This window comes from Chryseobacterium sp. FH1, assembly GCF_000735135.1.
Lineage (GTDB): Bacteria > Bacteroidota > Bacteroidia > Flavobacteriales > Weeksellaceae > Epilithonimonas.
On record NZ_JPLZ01000006.1, the window covers coordinates 537,930 to 554,480 of the forward strand.

General features: G+C 39.0%; 16 protein-coding genes and 1 pseudogene. 10 read left to right on the forward strand and 7 right to left on the reverse strand.

Annotated elements, in window-relative coordinates:
* Positions 1 to 23 precede the first annotated feature (23 nt).
* The 9 genes from IO90_RS09460 (at position 24) to IO90_RS09500 (ending at position 7,842) form a co-directional block, all read left to right on the forward strand.
* Positions 24 to 758 (forward strand): sulfite exporter TauE/SafE family protein, encoded by a 735-nt coding sequence (locus IO90_RS09460; RefSeq protein ID WP_034965918.1) that lies wholly within the window; start codon positions 24 to 26, stop codon positions 756 to 758.
* Positions 759 to 760: 2 nt separating this feature from the next.
* Positions 761 to 1,258: a hypothetical protein gene (locus IO90_RS09465; RefSeq protein ID WP_034965920.1), complete on the forward strand. Its 498-nt coding sequence runs from the start codon at positions 761 to 763 to the stop codon at positions 1,256 to 1,258.
* A 2-nt stretch (positions 1,259 to 1,260) separates the two neighbouring features.
* Positions 1,261 to 1,488, forward strand: a complete 228-nt coding sequence (locus tag IO90_RS09470; RefSeq protein ID WP_034965921.1) for a MoaD/ThiS family protein — start codon at positions 1,261 to 1,263, stop codon at positions 1,486 to 1,488.
* 1 nt (position 1,489) lies between these two features.
* On the forward strand, positions 1,490 to 2,602 hold the full coding sequence (locus IO90_RS09475) for a HesA/MoeB/ThiF family protein (protein ID WP_034965922.1): 1,113 nt from the start codon (positions 1,490 to 1,492) through the stop codon (positions 2,600 to 2,602).
* A complete protein-coding gene (locus tag IO90_RS09480) occupies positions 2,595 to 3,035 on the forward strand; it encodes a molybdenum cofactor biosynthesis protein MoaE (protein ID WP_034965924.1) in 441 nt (146 codons plus the stop codon). Before IO90_RS09475 ends, IO90_RS09480 begins: the two co-directional genes overlap by 8 nt.
* Position 3,036: 1 nt before the next feature.
* On the forward strand, positions 3,037 to 3,945 hold the full coding sequence (gene moaCB / locus IO90_RS09485) for a bifunctional molybdenum cofactor biosynthesis protein MoaC/MoaB (protein WP_034965925.1): 909 nt from the start codon (positions 3,037 to 3,039) through the stop codon (positions 3,943 to 3,945).
* 136 nt (positions 3,946 to 4,081) lie between these two features.
* Positions 4,082 to 4,567 (forward strand): (2Fe-2S)-binding protein, encoded by a 486-nt coding sequence (locus tag IO90_RS09490; protein ID WP_034965927.1) that lies wholly within the window; start codon positions 4,082 to 4,084, stop codon positions 4,565 to 4,567.
* Positions 4,560 to 5,579: an FAD binding domain-containing protein gene (locus IO90_RS09495; protein ID WP_034965929.1), complete on the forward strand. Its 1,020-nt coding sequence runs from the start codon at positions 4,560 to 4,562 to the stop codon at positions 5,577 to 5,579. The genes IO90_RS09490 and IO90_RS09495 overlap by 8 nt, the downstream gene beginning before the upstream one ends.
* Positions 5,580 to 5,604: 25 nt before the next feature.
* Positions 5,605 to 7,842 carry a xanthine dehydrogenase family protein molybdopterin-binding subunit gene (locus IO90_RS09500; RefSeq protein WP_034965930.1) on the forward strand — a complete coding sequence of 746 codons (2,238 nt, stop codon included), beginning with the start codon at positions 5,605 to 5,607 and terminating at the stop codon, positions 7,840 to 7,842.
* A 47-nt stretch (positions 7,843 to 7,889) separates the two neighbouring features.
* On the opposite strand, the gene IO90_RS09505 is transcribed toward IO90_RS09500, so the two are convergent.
* Complete coding sequence (locus tag IO90_RS09505; RefSeq protein WP_034965932.1) at positions 7,890 to 9,026, reverse strand: cysteine desulfurase family protein; 1,137 nt, start codon at positions 9,024 to 9,026, stop codon at positions 7,890 to 7,892.
* Between the two features lie 210 nt (positions 9,027 to 9,236).
* On the opposite strand from IO90_RS09505, the gene IO90_RS09510 reads away from it, so the two are divergent.
* A complete protein-coding gene (locus IO90_RS09510) occupies positions 9,237 to 11,378 on the forward strand; it encodes a catalase (RefSeq protein WP_034965934.1) in 2,142 nt (713 codons plus the stop codon).
* Between the two features lie 129 nt (positions 11,379 to 11,507).
* Here IO90_RS09510 and IO90_RS09515 read toward each other — a convergent pair whose 3' ends face one another.
* The 6 genes and pseudogenes from IO90_RS09515 to IO90_RS09535 all read right to left on the reverse strand — a co-directional run bounded on the left by IO90_RS09515 (position 11,508) and on the right by IO90_RS09535 (position 16,359).
* Positions 11,508 to 12,638, reverse strand: a complete 1,131-nt coding sequence (locus IO90_RS09515; protein ID WP_051878483.1) for a serine hydrolase domain-containing protein — start codon at positions 12,636 to 12,638, stop codon at positions 11,508 to 11,510.
* Between the two features lie 60 nt (positions 12,639 to 12,698).
* Positions 12,699 to 13,040 (reverse strand): nuclear transport factor 2 family protein, encoded by a 342-nt coding sequence (locus IO90_RS09520; protein ID WP_034965935.1) that lies wholly within the window; start codon positions 13,038 to 13,040, stop codon positions 12,699 to 12,701.
* A gap of 478 nt (positions 13,041 to 13,518) precedes the next feature.
* Positions 13,519 to 14,004, reverse strand: a complete 486-nt coding sequence (locus IO90_RS09525; protein ID WP_034965936.1) for a DUF4385 domain-containing protein — start codon at positions 14,002 to 14,004, stop codon at positions 13,519 to 13,521.
* 12 nt (positions 14,005 to 14,016) lie between these two features.
* Positions 14,017 to 14,217, reverse strand: a complete 201-nt coding sequence (locus IO90_RS19225; protein WP_034965937.1) for a DUF2945 domain-containing protein — start codon at positions 14,215 to 14,217, stop codon at positions 14,017 to 14,019.
* A gap of 309 nt (positions 14,218 to 14,526) precedes the next feature.
* Positions 14,527 to 14,607 (reverse strand): annotated as a pseudogene (locus IO90_RS19070) (AraC family transcriptional regulator); the annotation flags it as partial.
* A 207-nt stretch (positions 14,608 to 14,814) separates the two neighbouring features.
* The gene (locus tag IO90_RS09535; RefSeq protein WP_034965938.1) at positions 14,815 to 16,359 is read right to left on the reverse strand and encodes a tetratricopeptide repeat protein; all 1,545 of its coding nucleotides are present in this window, start codon (positions 16,357 to 16,359) and stop codon (positions 14,815 to 14,817) included.
* Positions 16,360 to 16,551: the final 192 nt, after the last annotated feature.

Below are 16,551 nucleotides of genomic sequence, written 5' to 3' on the forward strand. Positions count from 1 at the left end.
TAAAATTCTAACGCATCACGCCTATGTCAGTAGAAATATTTTATGTTATTCTTTTTTTTGTTGCCTTTTTGTATGCCGCTGTCGGACACGGTGGTGCAAGCGGATATCTGGCACTCATGGCTTTGTACGGCGTAGCTCCGGAAGAGATGAAACCGACCGCTTTAGTGCTTAATCTTTTTGTTTCCTTAACTTCATTTATACAGTATTACCGTGGCGGATATTTTTCCAAAAAACTTTTTATTCCCATTGCCGCAGCCTCAATTCCCTTGGCATTTATAGGCGGAATGATCACAGTGGAAGAAAATATTTACAAAAGGATCTTGGGAATTTTACTTTTATTTCCGGTGATCCGATTTTTCTTTTTTAAAAATGTAGACGACAGCGAACTGAAAACTCACAACACGACAATTGCAGTCGTAACGGGCGGAGTGGTAGGTTTACTCTCAGGAATGATCGGCATCGGTGGAGGAATCATTCTTTCTCCTATCTTACTTTTGTTGCACTGGACCAATCAGAAACAGACCGCGGCGATCAGCGCAGCGTTTATCTTCGTCAATTCAGTGGCAGGACTTGGAGGAATGGTCACGAAGGGAATTTCTTTCACCGGAGATATGATGATGTACATTATTGTTGCTTTCACAGGAGGATTACTGGGAGCTTATTTAGGTTCAAAAAAATTCAATCACAATGTCTTGAAATATGTCTTGGCGACCGTTTTGCTGATGGCGTCGTACAAATTATTACTCACAAAAGCCTGACCATGAAGATTCTTTCAATTCTTAGTTTATTTTTCAGTTTGACACTCAATGCTCAGGCTGCCAAATCGATTTCTGTAATCGGAGACATTGTCAAGCCACTGATGATCAGTTTTAATGATCTGAAAAATTATCAGAAACATTCGGTCGACAGCTTGGCGATCTATAATCACAAAATGGATTACAAAAGTACTCTGAAAAAAATAAACGGTGTTTTACTTAAAGCTGTTTTGTCAAAAGTGGAGTTCAAGACAGATTCATCAAGATCATTGAGTGAATTTTATTTGGTCTGCATAGCTGATGACGGTTATAAAGCAGTCTTTTCGTGGAATGAAATTTTCAACAGCGGAAACGGCGATCTGGCTCTCATCATAACAGAACTGAATGGATCCGATGCTTCTAAACTGAAAGAAAACATAATGCTGGTAACTCCGACAGATAAAGCAACAGGAAGAAGATATGTAAAGAATCTGTCTAAAATTGTAATTCAACAGTTGAAATAATTATGGAAATAAAAGTCATCTCATTTGGACAGATCGCAGAAATTACGGGAAAAGAATTCATGGTGGAAGCAACTGATTTAAATTCGTTGAAGTTGTTTTTAATTCAAAAATTTCCCGAACTTTCAGACAGGAAATTTGCTTTCGCGGTCAATAAAAAATTGGTGCAGGAAAATGTCATCTTAGATCAAAATGATGTTGTGGCATTGATGCCGCCTTATTCCGGAGGTTAATATGGAAAATTACAATGAAAGATACGCACGGCATTACGCTCTGTCTGACTTCGGTTTTGAAGGTCAGCAAAAACTTCTGCAGGCAAAAGTTCTTGTCATGGGGGCAGGTGGTTTGGGCTGTCCTGTTCTCCAGTATCTCGCTGCTGCAGGGGTTGGAACCATTGGAATTGTCGATCATGACCGCATTTCACTGAGCAATCTTCAGCGACAGACACTTTACTCCAACGAAGATGTGGGAAAATTGAAAACTGATGTCGCCTCTGTAAAATTAGAACAATTAAATCCCGAAATAACCATTAAATCTTATCAGCTTGAGCTGACTTCAGAAAACGCCTGGGATCTTATTTCAGAGTATGAAATTATTGTCGACTGCACCGATAATTTTGTCACACGGTATCTGATCAATGATGCCTGTGTACTTTTAGATAAACCTTTGATTTTCGGGGCAATTTATAAATATGAAGGTCAGGTGGCTGTTTTCAATTTAGATTTTAAAAATAATAAAACAGTCAACTACAGACATCTTTTTCCAGATCTTCCGAAGCCAGATGAAGTGCAGAACTGCAATGAAGTCGGTGTTTTGGGTGTGCTTCCAGGAATGATCGGATTGATGCAGGCGAACGAAGTGATCAAATTAATTACAGGTGTTGGTGAAGTTTTGGATGGCAGATTATTGACTTTTAATATGCTCAGTTATGAAACTTTCATTATGGATATTTCAAATGAAAATTCAGCCGTAAATTTGATTCCTGAGAATAGAAAAGCTTTTGAAGAAACCAATTATAATTTTCTTTGCGGTGTTTTTGAAATGAATATTGAAGATGTAAATCCTGATGATTTTATTCAACAAACCTTCAATGAAAACACACTGACCATCGATGTAAGGGAAATCGATGAGCAGCCAAAAGCAGATTTTAAACATATTCAAATTCCCCTTTCAGAATTAAAAAGCAGAGTATCGGAAATTGGAAAAGACAATATTCTTTTATTCTGTCAGAGTGGAAAAAGAAGTCTGAAAGCAACCGGAATTTTACTGGAACATTTCGGAAATCAGAAAAAAATAAGCCATCTTAAAGGTGGAATCACAGCATTACAGGAAAGGAAAAATGAGTAGAGCAATTAAAAATATATTTACAGAAGGAGCGATCAGTCCGGTTTTTATTTCTGAAAGCATTGCAAAACATACGACGAAAAAAGACATTGGGGCACACAGTATTTTTCTGGGTCAGATCAGAGAAGATGTGGTTGATGGCAAAACTGTAGCAGCAATTGAATATACAGCCTACGAGGAAATGGTCTTGGAGAAAATGCACGAAATCAGAGAAGAGATTTTTTTGAAATATAAGCTTACCTGCATGCACGTTCATCACAGTTTGGGAACCGTCAGTGCAGGAGAAATCTGTCTTTTTGTTTTTACATCTTCAAAGCACAGAATTGCAGCAATGGAAGCCTGTAATGAACTTATAGAACGCATCAAATCGGAGCTTCAGATTTGGGGCAGAGAAATTTTTAACGACGAATCCCACCAGTGGAAAGTAAATAAATAATATGGTTGACATTACACACAAATCATTTACGCTGCGTAAGGCGATCGCGACGGCAACAGTCAAAACTTCTACAGCAGAAACCATTTCAGCAATCGAAAACCGCACCGTTCCGAAAGGAGATATTTTTGAATTTTCGCGGGCTTCAGCATTGTTTGCGGTGAAAAAAACGAGCGATGTCATTCCGGATTGTCATCCTTTGCCGGTAGAATTTACATCGGTTACTTTTAAAATAGAAGATTTGTCGGTGATTATTTCCGTGGAAGTGCACACTATATATAAAACCGGAGTAGAAGTGGAGGCGATGCACGGCGCATCAGTGGCCGCATTGGTGATGTACGATATGCTGAAACCGATTGACAAACACGTAGAAATTCAGAACATCCGCCTGTTGGAAAAAAAGGGCGGTAAATCTGACAGCAATAAATTTATAAATTCTAATATAAAAGCGGCTGTAATGGTTTGCTCAGACTCAGCATTCCGTGGTGAGAAAGAAGATACTTCAGGAAAAGCAATTTGTGCAGGTTTGGAAAAATATCAGATTACTGATGTAGATTATCAGATTATTGAAGATGATTTTAATACCATCCAATCAACCTTAATTAATTGTAAAGAAAATAATGTTGATTTGGTCATTTTTACTGGTGGAACAGGACTTTCAGCCAGAGATGTTACTCCAGAAGCAGTTGCTCCTTTAATCGACCGCGACATTCCCGGAATTATGGAGACTGCGAGAAATTACGGTCAGCAGAGAATAAAAACCGCGATGCTTTCCAGAGGTGTTGCAGGATTTTCAGGAAATACACTTGTTCTCACCTTGCCCGGCTCCAAAAAAGCGGTTGAAGAATCTATGGAAGCACTTTTCCCACAGGTTCTGCACGTTTTTCAGTTGAATGATAATCAGATTCATTAAATCTCATTTAATTTTAATTACAATTCGGTCTTAAGTACATCGATTATAAATTAGCTTTAATACCACCACATGAGCCGTTATGCAGACATAACGGTTCTTTTTTTGTAATACGTTCATTATACCAAAGCTCAAATTTATGTTAAATAGTGAAAAACAATCCATTACACTTAATGTGAATGGTGAAAATCATCATCTGGAAATACTGCCCTGGGTTTCCCTTCTCGATGCTCTTCGGGAAAGAATTCATCTTACTGGAACAAAAAAAGGCTGTGACCACGGACAATGCGGTGCTTGTACCGTTTTAGTAGACGGTAAACGTGTTTTAAGCTGTCTAAGTCTCGCTGTAATGAAGGAAGGCACAGGAATAAAAACTATCGAAGGAATTGCAGAAAACGGAAAATTACATCCAATTCAACAGGCTTTTATTGATCACGATGCCTTTCAGTGTGGGTACTGTACACCGGGACAAATATGCAGTGCGGTTGGTTTGATTAATGAAAACAAAGCCGAAACACGTGAAGAAGTACAGGATCTAATGAGCGGAAATCTCTGCCGCTGTGGTGCCAATAGAGGTATTATTAATGCTGTCATGTCAGTAAAACAAATGATGTCCCATGAATAATTTTGCTTATACAAAAGCCATTGACGTTGAAGATGCAGTTTCTTTGATCAACGGCCATGATGACAATAAAGTCATTGCCGGCGGTACCAATATTGTTGATCTGATGAAATATTTCGTCACTCAGGCAGATACTTTAGTTGACATCAACCAAATATCCGGGCTGAGTGATATTAAGGAGATTCCGGATGGAGGAATCATAATCGGTGCGCTGCTTACCAATGCGGAAACCGCATATCATCCGATTATCGAACAGCAATATCCACTGTTGTCAAAAGCAATTTTAGCAGGAGCGTCGGCGCAGATCAGAAATATGGCGACCAACGGTGGTAATTTACTGCAAAGAACAAGATGCTATTATTTTTACGATGTCAATACTCCGTGCAATAAGCGTGAACCGGGCTCCGGATGTTCCGCGATTACCGGTTATAACAGAATTCATGCGATTTTGGGACACAGCGAAAACTGTATCGCTGTTTTTCCTTCAGATATGTGTGTAGCGCTTGCTGCTTTGGATGCAGTCGTTCACATTTCAGGACCTGAGGGAGAACGTACCTTGGAATTTGCAGATTTCCACAGACTTCCTGGCGATACACCAGAGTTTGATAACAATCTTAATAATGGCGAACTCATCACAGGAATTGGGCTACCCGAAAAAGGTTTTTCTGAAAATTATTCTTATTTAAAATTAAGAGACAGAGCTTCCTATTCTTTTGCTTTGGTATCCGTTGCGACAGGTTTAATAGTAGAAAACGGGAAAATTAAAGAAGCCCGAATTGCTTTAGGCGGTGTTGCTCATAAGCCTTGGCGTGTTAAAGAAGCTGAAGATTTTTTGGTAGACAAAGAAGCAACAAGAGAAAATTTTTCCGTCGCAGCGGATATTATTTTAAATGGTGCAGTTGGTTTTGAACATAACAGTTTTAAAATTGATCTTGCTAAAAAAGCAATCGTACGAAACTGCATAATGGCTTTAGACCCGAAATCACAGCGTCCAGGCGCAAAACCATCTTTATAAAAATCACTTTCAAATACAATTATTTATGGAAAATACACCATCTGTCGGAAAACCAATCAGCCGTCTCGAAGGTCATTTAAAAGTAACCGGAAGTGCAAAATACGCCGGAGAATATCAGGCTGACGATTTACTGTACGGTTATGTAGTCAATAGTACTGTCACAAAAGGTAAAATCAAGTCAATCGATACTTCGGAAGTCAAAAAAATAGCTGGTGTGATTGAAGTGTTCACCCATGAAAACAAACCTTCAACGGCTTGGTTCGATTTTCAGTATGCCGATATGGATGCGCCTCCCGGAACTGTTTTTAAACCACTTAAAGATGATGATATCAAATACAACGGTCAGCCGATTGCGCTGGTAGTTGCAGATACTTTTGAACTGGCCAGATATGCAGCCACAAAACTCGACATCGTCTACGAACAGGAAGATTTTGAAACCGATTTAAAAACCAATCTCGAAAAATCCCGTGATCCAAAAAAAGGACTCGCTTCAATGCTCAAACCGCCACCTCCAAAACCGACCGGAGATTTTGATCAGGAGTATGAAAATTCATTTATTAAGACAGACAGTCATTTCAGTCACGGGACAGAGCATCACAATCCGATGGAAATGTATGCGTCGACTGTTATTTATGAAGGAAAAGATAAATTAAAGATTTATGATAAGACACAGGGAACGATCAATTCCCAGATGTACGTTGCAAATGTTTTCGGACTGAAAATGAAAAATGTTCAGGTCATTGCACCATTTGTCGGCGGTGGTTTCGGTTCTGGGCTCCGTCCCCAACATCAACTGTTTATGGCCGTGATGGCATCACTTGCCTTGAAAAGGAATGTACGTGTTACCCTTGACAGGGCGCAAATGTATTTGATCGGGCACAGACCACCGACTTTGCAGCAGACAAAATTCGGAGCAGACAAAGATGGAAAAGTCAATGCGATTTACCATAAAGCTACCGGCGAAACTTCAAGATTTGAAGATTATGTAGAGATAGTAGTCAACTGGGCGAACATGCTGTATCCCGCTGAAAACACATTACTGGAACACGAGATAGTTCCTTTGGACGTCTACAGTCCATTGGATATGAGAGCTCCCGGTGGTAGCACAGGAATGCATGCAATCGAGGTCACGATGGATGAGATCGCATATAAACTGAATATTGATCCGCTTGAACTGCGGTTGATCAATTATTCAAAGATCGATAAAAGCAGCGAAAAGGAATACTCAAGCAAGGAACTAAGAAAATGTTTTCTTGAGGGTGCTGAAAAATTTGGATGGGACAAAAGGAATCCTAAACCAAGAAGCATGAGAAATGGTAATAAACTGGTCGGTTATGGCTTGGCTACGGGAATGTGGGATGCAAATAGACTTTTTGGCCGTGCCGAAGTGATCATGTCAGCAGACGGAAAGGTCGAGATCAAAAGTGCTGTGACCGATATTGGAACAGGTACATTGACCATTATGACACAGATTGCTGCAGATGAGCTTGGATTGCCGATAGATGATATAACTTTTTCATATGCTGATAGTAAAATGCCATTTGCACCTATCCAGGGCGGATCATTTACAACTGCAACCGTAGGTCCTGCCGTACAAAATGCTTGTCAGGCTCTAAATAAAAAACTGTTCAATCTTGCCAGAAATTTAGGGGATTCAGCCTTTAAAGATGTTAAATTCAAAGATGTACAGTTTAAAAATGGATGGATAAGCTTAAAAAAAGACTCAGAAGTAAATGTTAGCATCAAGGATATCATAGCTTCCAATGAAGGAAGAATTATTAAAACAACCAATTCGGCGATGCCCAATCCGCTGACCTACGGAAAAAAAGCAAGAGCGGTACACAGTGCTGTTTTTGTGGAAGTAGAAGTGGATGAAGAACTGGGAATCATTGAAGTAAAAAGAGCTTTAACAGCTGTAGCCGCCGGAAAAATTATCAATCCCAAAACAGCCGAAAGTCAGGTTTTAGGTGGAATGATCTGGGGAATCAGCAAGGCTTTACATGAAGAAACAATTCTCGATCATCAGTTTGGAAAATATATGAATGCAAACTTAGGCGAATACCACATTCCGGTGCATGCAGATATTCATGATCTTGAAGTTTTGTTTGTGGAAGAAAATGATCAGTTTGTGAATGACCTCGGTGTAAAAGGAGTAGGAGAAATTGGTGGAGTTGGAATGCCACCCGCGATTACCAACGCTATTTTTCACGCAACAGGAAAAAGGATTTACGACCTACCGATTCATTTTGACAGACTTCTGTAAATCAGTTTTAAATATAAACTCAATCCCACTGCAACCGGTGGGATTTTTTATGCTCTTAACTGATGAACAAGTTCGGTTACTTTTTTAATCGCAAAATCGATTTCCTCCGAAGTTGTAAATCTTCCCAGACTGAAACGGATAGAACTTAAAGCATCTTCGTCCGACGATCCAAGTGCTTTCAAAACATGCGATGGCTTTGAGGTAACCGATGAACAGGCCGATCCGCTGGACACTGAAATGTTTCCTAATGAGATGATCAACTGCTCGGACCAGACCCCGGGGAAACAGATGTTTGACGTATTGTATATCCTACTGGCAACCGAACCATTGATAAAGCTGCCTTCAATCTTTAATAGTTCCTTTTCAAGATGGTCACGGAGTAAGGTGATCCTTGCTTCATCTTTTTGCATGTCGGTTTTAGCAATCTCACATGCTTTTCCCAGACCTATGATCCCTGGTACATTCAAAGTGCCACTTCGCATGTCTCTTTGCTGTCCACCTCCATGAATCTGCCCGGCGAGCTCAATTTTTGATTGGTTTGAAACGTATAGGGCTCCAACTCCTTTAGGACCATAAAATTTATGCGCCGAGATAGTCAACATATCAATTCCTAGATCTGATACATCGATGGGTATTTTACCGACAGATTGCGTAGTATCACAAAGGAGAATTGCCCCTCTGGAATGTGCGATCTTTGAAATTTTTCTGATGTCGTGCAAAGTTCCGGTTTCATTGTTTGACATCATCGCGATTACTAGAAATGTTTCCTCTGTAGCAGAATTTTGAAAGCTTTCCATATTGATCGTCCCGTCTGAATTCACAGCAAGATATTCAACATTGACTCCTTGAGTTTCCAGAAATCCGCATGTATCAAGAACTGCTTTGTGTTCCGTGGAAAAGGTAATTATTTTTTTACCTGCTGGAATCGAAAGCCCTTTGATCGCTAAATTCAGTGCTTCTGTCGAGCCTGATGTCCAGATGATCTCGTTTTCTTTGGCACCGATCAAATCTGCGACTTCCCAAGTTGCGCTATCGACGGTATCCTTTACTGAAAGACCTTCAAGATGCGGGCTGTTGGCGTTTGCATATAATTCTGTGAAGTAGGGGAGCATTGATTCCAGAACCCGTGGGTCTGTCTGCGTTGTTGCGTTGTTGTCAAGGTAAATTCGTTTGGTCTTCAACATCTCGATATAATGATTCTAGCAATAGATCCAACTAAGGTATTTAAAATATAGTAGAAAGTTAGTAATAAATGTACAAATTGATTTTTTAATGTGAATATCTATCAAGCTTGTTATTTATACCGATTATTGATAGAATGCTGACCATTTCCAAGGTATAATTTTTGTTTTTCGAGATTTGTAAATTTTAAAACCAAACAAAATTTTTATATTATGAAAAAAAAGGATTTTTCAAACGAAAAGTCAGATCAGCTTCATCTTCATACGACTGATAGCAGCGATCAGGCCCTCACAACCAATCAAGGTCTAAAGATCAGCAATAACCAAGACTCCTTAAAAGCGGGTGAAAGAGGACCGAGTCTGCTGGAAGATTTTATCCTAAGAGAGAAGATCACCCATTTCGACCACGAAAGAATTCCTGAAAGAATTGTACATGCAAGAGGTTCAGGAGCGCACGGCACTTTTAAACTTAACAAAAGTCTAGCAAAATACACGAAAGCTAAGTTCTTGTCAGAAGAAGGTAAAGAAACGCCGGTATTTGTCCGTTTTTCTACCGTCGCAGGAAGTGCAGGAAGTACAGATCTTGCGAGAGACGTCAGGGGATTTGCTGTTAAATTTTATACGGAAGAAGGCAATTATGACCTTGTCGGAAATAATATTCCTGTTTTTTTCATTCAGGATGCGATGAAATTTCCCGACTTGGTCCACGCTGTAAAACCTGAACCAGATAATGCTATTCCACAGGCTGCATCAGCTCACGATACATTTTGGGATTTTATTTCATTGATGCCCGAAAGTATGCATATGATCATGTGGGCGATGAGTGACAGGGCAATCCCGCGCAGCTACAGGATGATGGAAGGCTTTGGCGTTCATACTTTCAAATTTATCAACGAAGCTGGCAAGATGCACTTTGTAAAATTCCACTTCAAACCAAAATTAGGCGTACACTCTGTAGCTTGGGATGAAGCAACCAAGATCTCTGGAAAAGATCCCGATTTCCATAGAAGAGATCTTTGGGACGCGATTGAGAACGGTGCCTTTCCGGAATGGGACTTCGGGGTGCAGATCATTCCAGAAGAAGATGAACACAAATTTGATTTTGATCTTCTGGATCCAACCAAACTGATTCCTGAGGAAGAAGTACCTGTTGAGCTGGTCGGAACACTGACGCTGAATAGGAATCCGGATAATTTCTTCGCAGAGACAGAACAGATCGCTTTCCATCCGGGACATTTGGTTCCGGGGATAGATTTCAGCAATGATCCATTGTTGCAAGGCAGATTATTTTCTTATACCGATACACAGCTTTCAAGATTGGGATCACCGAATTTTCATGAAATTCCGATCAACAGATCGATCAACACTGTTCACAACAATCAACGCGATGGTCATATGCGTCAACAGATAACTAAGGGTAAAGTGAGCTACGAGCCAAATTCCATCGGTGGAGGCTGTCCATTTCAAGCGATGTGGAAGGACGGCGGATTCGCATCACAGGAAGAAAGAATAGACGCGAAAAAGATCCGTGCGAGAAGTGAAAGTTTTGTCGATCATTACTCTCAGGCGAAATTATTTTACAATAGCCAGTCTGCCCCAGAAAAAAAGCACCTTCAAAATGCTTTGATCTTCGAATTGACAAAAGTGACCATTCCCGCGATCCGCGAAAGAGTGGTCGGGCAGTTGGCTTTCATTGACAAGGATCTTGCGACCTTAGTGGCAAAGAAAGTTGGTGTTGAAGTGACAAAACTGAAACAGCCCAACGGGAGTATTCCTGCTGACGCGGATCCAAAATCTCTTCAAAGTGCAGAAAGAGAGCCCGCCACAAAGAGTTCGGAAGCCCTAAGTATGAAAAATACCGTAAAAGATTCTATAAAAAGTAGAATAGTAGGTTTCATAATGGAAGATGGCGTGAAAGCAGGTGACGTAAATTCGTTGAAATCCAAATTGGAAGGTAAGGGTGCTGTTGTCCAGGTAATATCAGGAGGACTTTCACCGGTCACTGCTGATGACGGAACGAGCTATACGCCAAAACATTCCTTGACCAGCACGTCGAGTGTTTGCTTTGATGCGCTGTACATCGCAAGTGGTAAAAAATCCGCCGATACACTGTTGAACGAGGAGAACAGACCGGGAACAATTCATTTTTTGAACGAGGCCTATAAACATTGCAAGGCCATCTATTTTGGAGATGCAACAGAAGAAATATTGAATTACAGCAATGTCGGCAAGAAAAATCATGATGATCATGCGGTGATAACGTCTGAAAACAAGAAACCTGCCGATGAATTTGTAGCTGCAATTGCAAGCCATAGGGTTTGGGAGTTGGAGACGGAAAGAAATAATCCGGCATAAGCACAGAAGTATCACATTTAACTTATTAACATCAAAAGGCCGTTTTACGGCCTTTTCATGTTTTTTTATAAAGCAGTCTAAAATGATCCTCTCTTCCTTTTTTCATAAGTAGCTTTGGTGGAAGAAGATCTATATAATATGAGCAATCTCAGATATCAATGATCTGACCTGAAGTGGTCTGAGCTTTTTATCAACTTTCAGGCGGTTGTATAGACCTGTCTTCACTATTACCATGTTCTTTTCTGGGATCATGATTATGAATTGACCGAGAAACCCATAGAAGAACCGATGCTTCACGTCATATTCATCATCAGCCCAGATAGAGTAACAGAAAGCATCATTCTCAATTGTAGGAAACAGCATTCTTTGACAATAGGTTCTACTGATGATCTGCCTTCCTTCCCAATTGCCATTTTGCAGGATCAGCTGACCGATCCTTGCAAAGTCCCTCGGTGTCGCATGAATACAGCAGAATGCTTTTTCAACACCTTTGTCATCTGTACTCCATTTCGCTGGAAATTCCATTCCAAGGGGTTGCCATATCTTTCTAGAAAGATAGTCTGCCAGGTCACAACCTACTGCTTTTTTCAAAGCAAGACCGAGTAATTGTGCGGAAACGCTCTGGTATTCATATTTCTCGCCAGGCATTTCTTTCAGGTCAATGTCAAGGGCCTGCTCAGCAAGATCGCCGATAAAGTATTGTTTGGAGTTTGGTGCGAAAGGATGGTGATATTCTTCCTTCCAGTCCAGTCCTGACTGCATGGTCATCAGATGTCTAAATGTGAGATGCTTCCCAAACTTGCTGTCTCTATATTTAGGGATCACGGTAGAGACCAGTTGATCTTCGGAAGTCAGGCGACCATCATCAATCGCACAACCCACCAGCATCGATAGAATGCCTTTTGCCATAGAAAAAGAATTCTGAGCCGAAGTAAAGTTGTGATCCTTCCAGTACTGTTCATAAACAAGTTTGTTGTCCCTGATGACTAAAAGTGAGGATGTCCTGCTTTTCTTTAGCTCTTCAATAAGCCTTCCAGAGATTCGTGCTGAATTGTAATTTTCAGCTTTCTCAAAATCATTAGGATTTTTTGTGGGAATAGGATTAAAGGGGAATTTGTCGTCGTCATCGATAGAAGGGGTGATCGGTCCTTTTCTCAAATTGATGCCTATCGCCTTGAAAATATATCCATATCCGGATAGATAGATCAATGAAACCACGGCTGAAGTTCCCGCGATAAAAAATGCCCACTTTTTGTTCATGTCGTTATGGATGGTCTGTGACCTTGCAATTTTGGAGATATGTGACAAATCATAAGACCCTTAAATTGGAATGACAAAGGCCTTCAGTTCATCCATTTTTCCATCTCTGAAAGACCAGATGTCGCAATAATGATATTCTGTCCATTCATCTAACTCGTTGAGCAGTGATATCCTGCCGAACGCTGTCACATGATTGCCTTCTGCGATCATCTTCTCAACATCAAATCTGGGAGGTCTGGTATATTTTTCATTGATATATAGGCTTATCTGATCCTTTCCAGATATGATCCTGTCGCCTAAAAAATTCCATGTGGCTTCGTCACTCAAATAGCTTAGGAATATCTCGTGTTCTCCCTCTGAAATGGCCTTGTTGGCATTTTCCAATATTATTTTATTGTTCATATCTATGGCATTCTCTTACTGAGAATATGCTTTACTTCCCATTCAAAGCTTATGCCGTCTATGGCTCTGGAAGACTCAAATTCATTGTTGCCGTCCAGTTATATATGATGCGGTGGCTCGAGTCGATGTGAAGACATCACAATCAGTCAACTTCATGGTTTCATATGATCTTTCAACTAGGGCATTATCCATTTGAGCAAATACAATATTCCACTTTTATTGGGCCGGGGCGAGACAGCCCATATTTATTTCTCCCCTTTATCTTGTAAGATCTAATATTATTTCGGTTTCTCGATCCCGATCTAAAACATCTGGATTAAAATTAATGCATTTCCAATAACCGGGTTGGATCGCCGATCAATTCTGAACCATGGATATGGTTACTTGTCAGAATATTTTCATATTGATCAATTAAATATAGTGAAAGCTCATGCTGTAAGTGCAATCTCTTCCAGGATTACGTCAGGATGGAATTTGTTCAACCATGGTCTCTTTTCCATTGTTCCTTCATCTTCGAATACTTAACGTTATTTTCGGCCTCCTTCCACTTGATCTTGTATATTTCAGCAGATCTTGCTTTCTCAAGATCGATGGTTCCACGTTCTAAAAGCTGGTAATCATTTTCTGAGTCATATTTTTTGCCACCCTTGTAATTGAAATAGCGCCGTGCGCGTGTGAAGCCCATTTGAAGATATGTTCTGGCCATATCGGCGCCCACGAAATCATCCCTGTCAAGATATGATATGAACATCTGAAAGATTTTATTTGAACTCTCTGTGGCGATCTCCGAATTTCTAGATCGCCAGTATGGCCCGATCTCCGTTTTGTAAGGTTCGCATATCAGGACACCCTGCTCGCCTTTTCCGACCTTGTACAGTTCGGGATGCTCGCGATAGTTAATATCAGATTTCCATGCATATTCATCAGACCTGAAGTTTAGGTAGCTTGGTTGTTTAGTGCCCATTGGAATTGATCATTATATTTTTTTTAGTGCCGAAGGCTTGTGGACAGCGGTCTTGCCTGTCTTTTCGCTCATCACCTCATACTGGGGACTTCCCCCAGATGCTCTTCGTTGCCTATCCATAAACACAAAATCTTTTGTATGGACCTTTGTTATGATTCCGTGGGTCTCTCCGTATCGGAATTTCCATTGTACCTTGTCTCCTTTTTTCAACATGTTCTATTGCTTATGTTCAGATACCTCCCAAAACTCCCGTGGGGTCCACCTCTTTTCATTGATGTGGTACTTGTTTTGTTATGATCTCGCGTATTTCAGAGCCAAAATTGTTCCACACCAAATTAGCACTTTAGAGTGGAGAATTTGTTATAAATCTCCGGTCTCGTTTAAAATAGCAAACATAAAAAATTTACCGAAGTCTAGATCTGCATAAAAGCTGAATTCAGAAAATAGAAATCCTGAAAATATAATTTGGTACATTAAAGTATATTGTCGCCCTAAATTAATTCCAAAGCAGCAGTATTCGTTTTTGCTTTTGAAGAGTTTGCTGAAAGATAGCGGATGTTCAAACCCTAATTCATAGTCGATCTCGCTGACTATTAATTCTGTATTTTTAGAACGACACAATTAGAAAATTTTGCTGGACTTGACAGGTGGCATTGAGAATTCATTGTATCTATTTGGAAAATGACTTTTTTTATGTCTTCTATTTATTGCTTAGCTCATGAAGAAAATTGATAGTACAAGATGATCCCTGATCAGTGAGAACTTAAAAAATAATTCTAGTATTCTATATATAGAAAGAATTAATATATGTTACAGTTCTTTCATAGAATTCAACCACACAAAGAAATCTATTTCTGTTGGAAGATTGAATTTTTTGCGTAGGTTGTACCTATTACTTTCTATTGTTCTTATGGACTTAAAAGTGTATTCTGCGATCTCCTTGTTTGAAAAACCAAGAGATATGTAAGCAGATAGTGAAATCTCTGAAGGCTTAAGGTAAGGATCGATACGCAGGATATTATCATAAAATCCAGGGTAGACTTCCTGAAATCTTTTTAAAAAATGAGGATTATTTTCTCGTGCAAGACATAGGATTTCATTAAAGGACTCGTTGGCCCTTTGCTTAAGCTCGGCAGCTTCTTTTTCTTTTTCTAAAATAATGATTTCTTTTTCCTGTATATCCTCCTGAGAATTTAAATGTTGTATTTTAAATTTCTTTTTTTGTTTGCGATAATAAGCAATTGTGACAAACAGGATGATCAAAAAGGCGATAGAAGTCAGGACGATTTTCTTCATGAATGAAAGATTTACTACTTCTATTTCGTCTTTCAAAATATTTTTTGAAGTAAATTCGGTACTCTTTTTTTTATTTTCATTTAAATCATCGCTCGCGTGAAAAAATTTTTCATAATACTCTTTTGATTTTTTTTCATCTCCATAAGTCTCATATATTTCAGAAATATCCTGATAAACGGTTCTTAAATTTGTGTTTTCATATGGATTGCTCTCAAGTTCTTTTGTTACCTTCAAATAAATTTCCAAAGCTTTTTTGAAATCTTTACGCATAAAGTAATAGCGTCCTAAAGAGATATTGTAATCAGTTATGATGAAATCGGGCTTATATTTAGTAATGACATTATGAGCCTTATCTAAGTATATTTTTGTAGAATCTAATCTGTGTCTTAATTCTGTATTGCTATTTGCAAAAGAAATATAAGAATAATACAGTTGAGGAGCTACCGCTTCAGGTGGACATTCTTCTAATATTTTTTGAGAAATACGCATGTATTTATCTATGGAATCAGCATTTTCAGGTATATAGTCATATATAAGTCCCAAGTTAAAATAACCAGATGCAATCATTATCTTTAATTCAACATCATTTGTATTTCTAGGAGCTTCATTAATTAAATTCTTGAAATTTTTAACAGCTTTTTCTTTGTAGTTTAGCTGGTTATAGATAATGCCTAAGTTTTTATAACACGATAGCTTATAAAGAATGTTATGGTTTGTGTATTCTTCTTTTAAAGCATAGTTTGCACTCTCTATACTTTCTTTATATTGACCTAATTTTAAATAATTGGACATCATACCCTTATAAGCAGTAGCTCTGATCTTAGAATCATTGAGTTCTATTCCTATTTGTTTTGCCTTAGATGCGAATTGATTGGCCTTTTCAAATTGAAATAGAATATACGAAGAATCATTTTTTTTCATGTATTCATAGGCTAAGCCTTCTTTTGTATTCTGTGAAAAACAAAATTCAAAAGAAAAAAGGAAAAGCATAAATAGTCTAAATATTGACATATACATTATCGAATTTAAGTTAAAGGCTAATGCTGTAAATGTAACCATTTTACTACTGTAGATCCTTACAGATTTCTTTCAAAATAAAGGACATTATAAAAAATTAAAATACACACCTGATCGCGAGAGTCAACATAATCTACGTCAGTGAGTAAGTAGAAGTCTTGACGGTAAAAATATTTTACATCTGGTCTTATATAATCACTTAAAGGATGCTCAGGCGAACATTCCTTAAGTGAT

Coding starts and splice junctions, on each gene's coding strand:
- IO90_RS09460 (WP_034965918.1), top strand. CDS start 24: ATGTCAGTAGAAATATTTTATGTTATTCTTTTTTTTGTTGCCTTTTTG.
- IO90_RS09465 (WP_034965920.1), top strand. CDS start 761: ATGAAGATTCTTTCAATTCTTAGTTTATTTTTCAGTTTGACACTCAAT.
- IO90_RS09470 (WP_034965921.1), top strand. CDS start 1,261: ATGGAAATAAAAGTCATCTCATTTGGACAGATCGCAGAAATTACGGGA.
- IO90_RS09475 (WP_034965922.1), top strand. CDS start 1,490: ATGGAAAATTACAATGAAAGATACGCACGGCATTACGCTCTGTCTGAC.
- IO90_RS09480 (WP_034965924.1), top strand. CDS start 2,595: ATGAGTAGAGCAATTAAAAATATATTTACAGAAGGAGCGATCAGTCCG.
- moaCB (WP_034965925.1), top strand. CDS start 3,037: ATGGTTGACATTACACACAAATCATTTACGCTGCGTAAGGCGATCGCG.
- IO90_RS09490 (WP_034965927.1), top strand. CDS start 4,082: ATGTTAAATAGTGAAAAACAATCCATTACACTTAATGTGAATGGTGAA.
- IO90_RS09495 (WP_034965929.1), top strand. CDS start 4,560: ATGAATAATTTTGCTTATACAAAAGCCATTGACGTTGAAGATGCAGTT.
- IO90_RS09500 (WP_034965930.1), top strand. CDS start 5,605: ATGGAAAATACACCATCTGTCGGAAAACCAATCAGCCGTCTCGAAGGT.
- IO90_RS09505 (WP_034965932.1), bottom strand. CDS start 9,026: ATGTTGAAGACCAAACGAATTTACCTTGACAACAACGCAACAACGCAG.
- IO90_RS09510 (WP_034965934.1), top strand. CDS start 9,237: ATGAAAAAAAAGGATTTTTCAAACGAAAAGTCAGATCAGCTTCATCTT.
- IO90_RS09515 (WP_051878483.1), bottom strand. CDS start 12,638: ATGAACAAAAAGTGGGCATTTTTTATCGCGGGAACTTCAGCCGTGGTT.
- IO90_RS09520 (WP_034965935.1), bottom strand. CDS start 13,040: ATGAACAATAAAATAATATTGGAAAATGCCAACAAGGCCATTTCAGAG.
- IO90_RS09525 (WP_034965936.1), bottom strand. CDS start 14,004: ATGGGCACTAAACAACCAAGCTACCTAAACTTCAGGTCTGATGAATAT.
- IO90_RS19225 (WP_034965937.1), bottom strand. CDS start 14,217: ATGTTGAAAAAAGGAGACAAGGTACAATGGAAATTCCGATACGGAGAG.
- IO90_RS09535 (WP_034965938.1), bottom strand. CDS start 16,359: ATGGTTACATTTACAGCATTAGCCTTTAACTTAAATTCGATAATGTAT.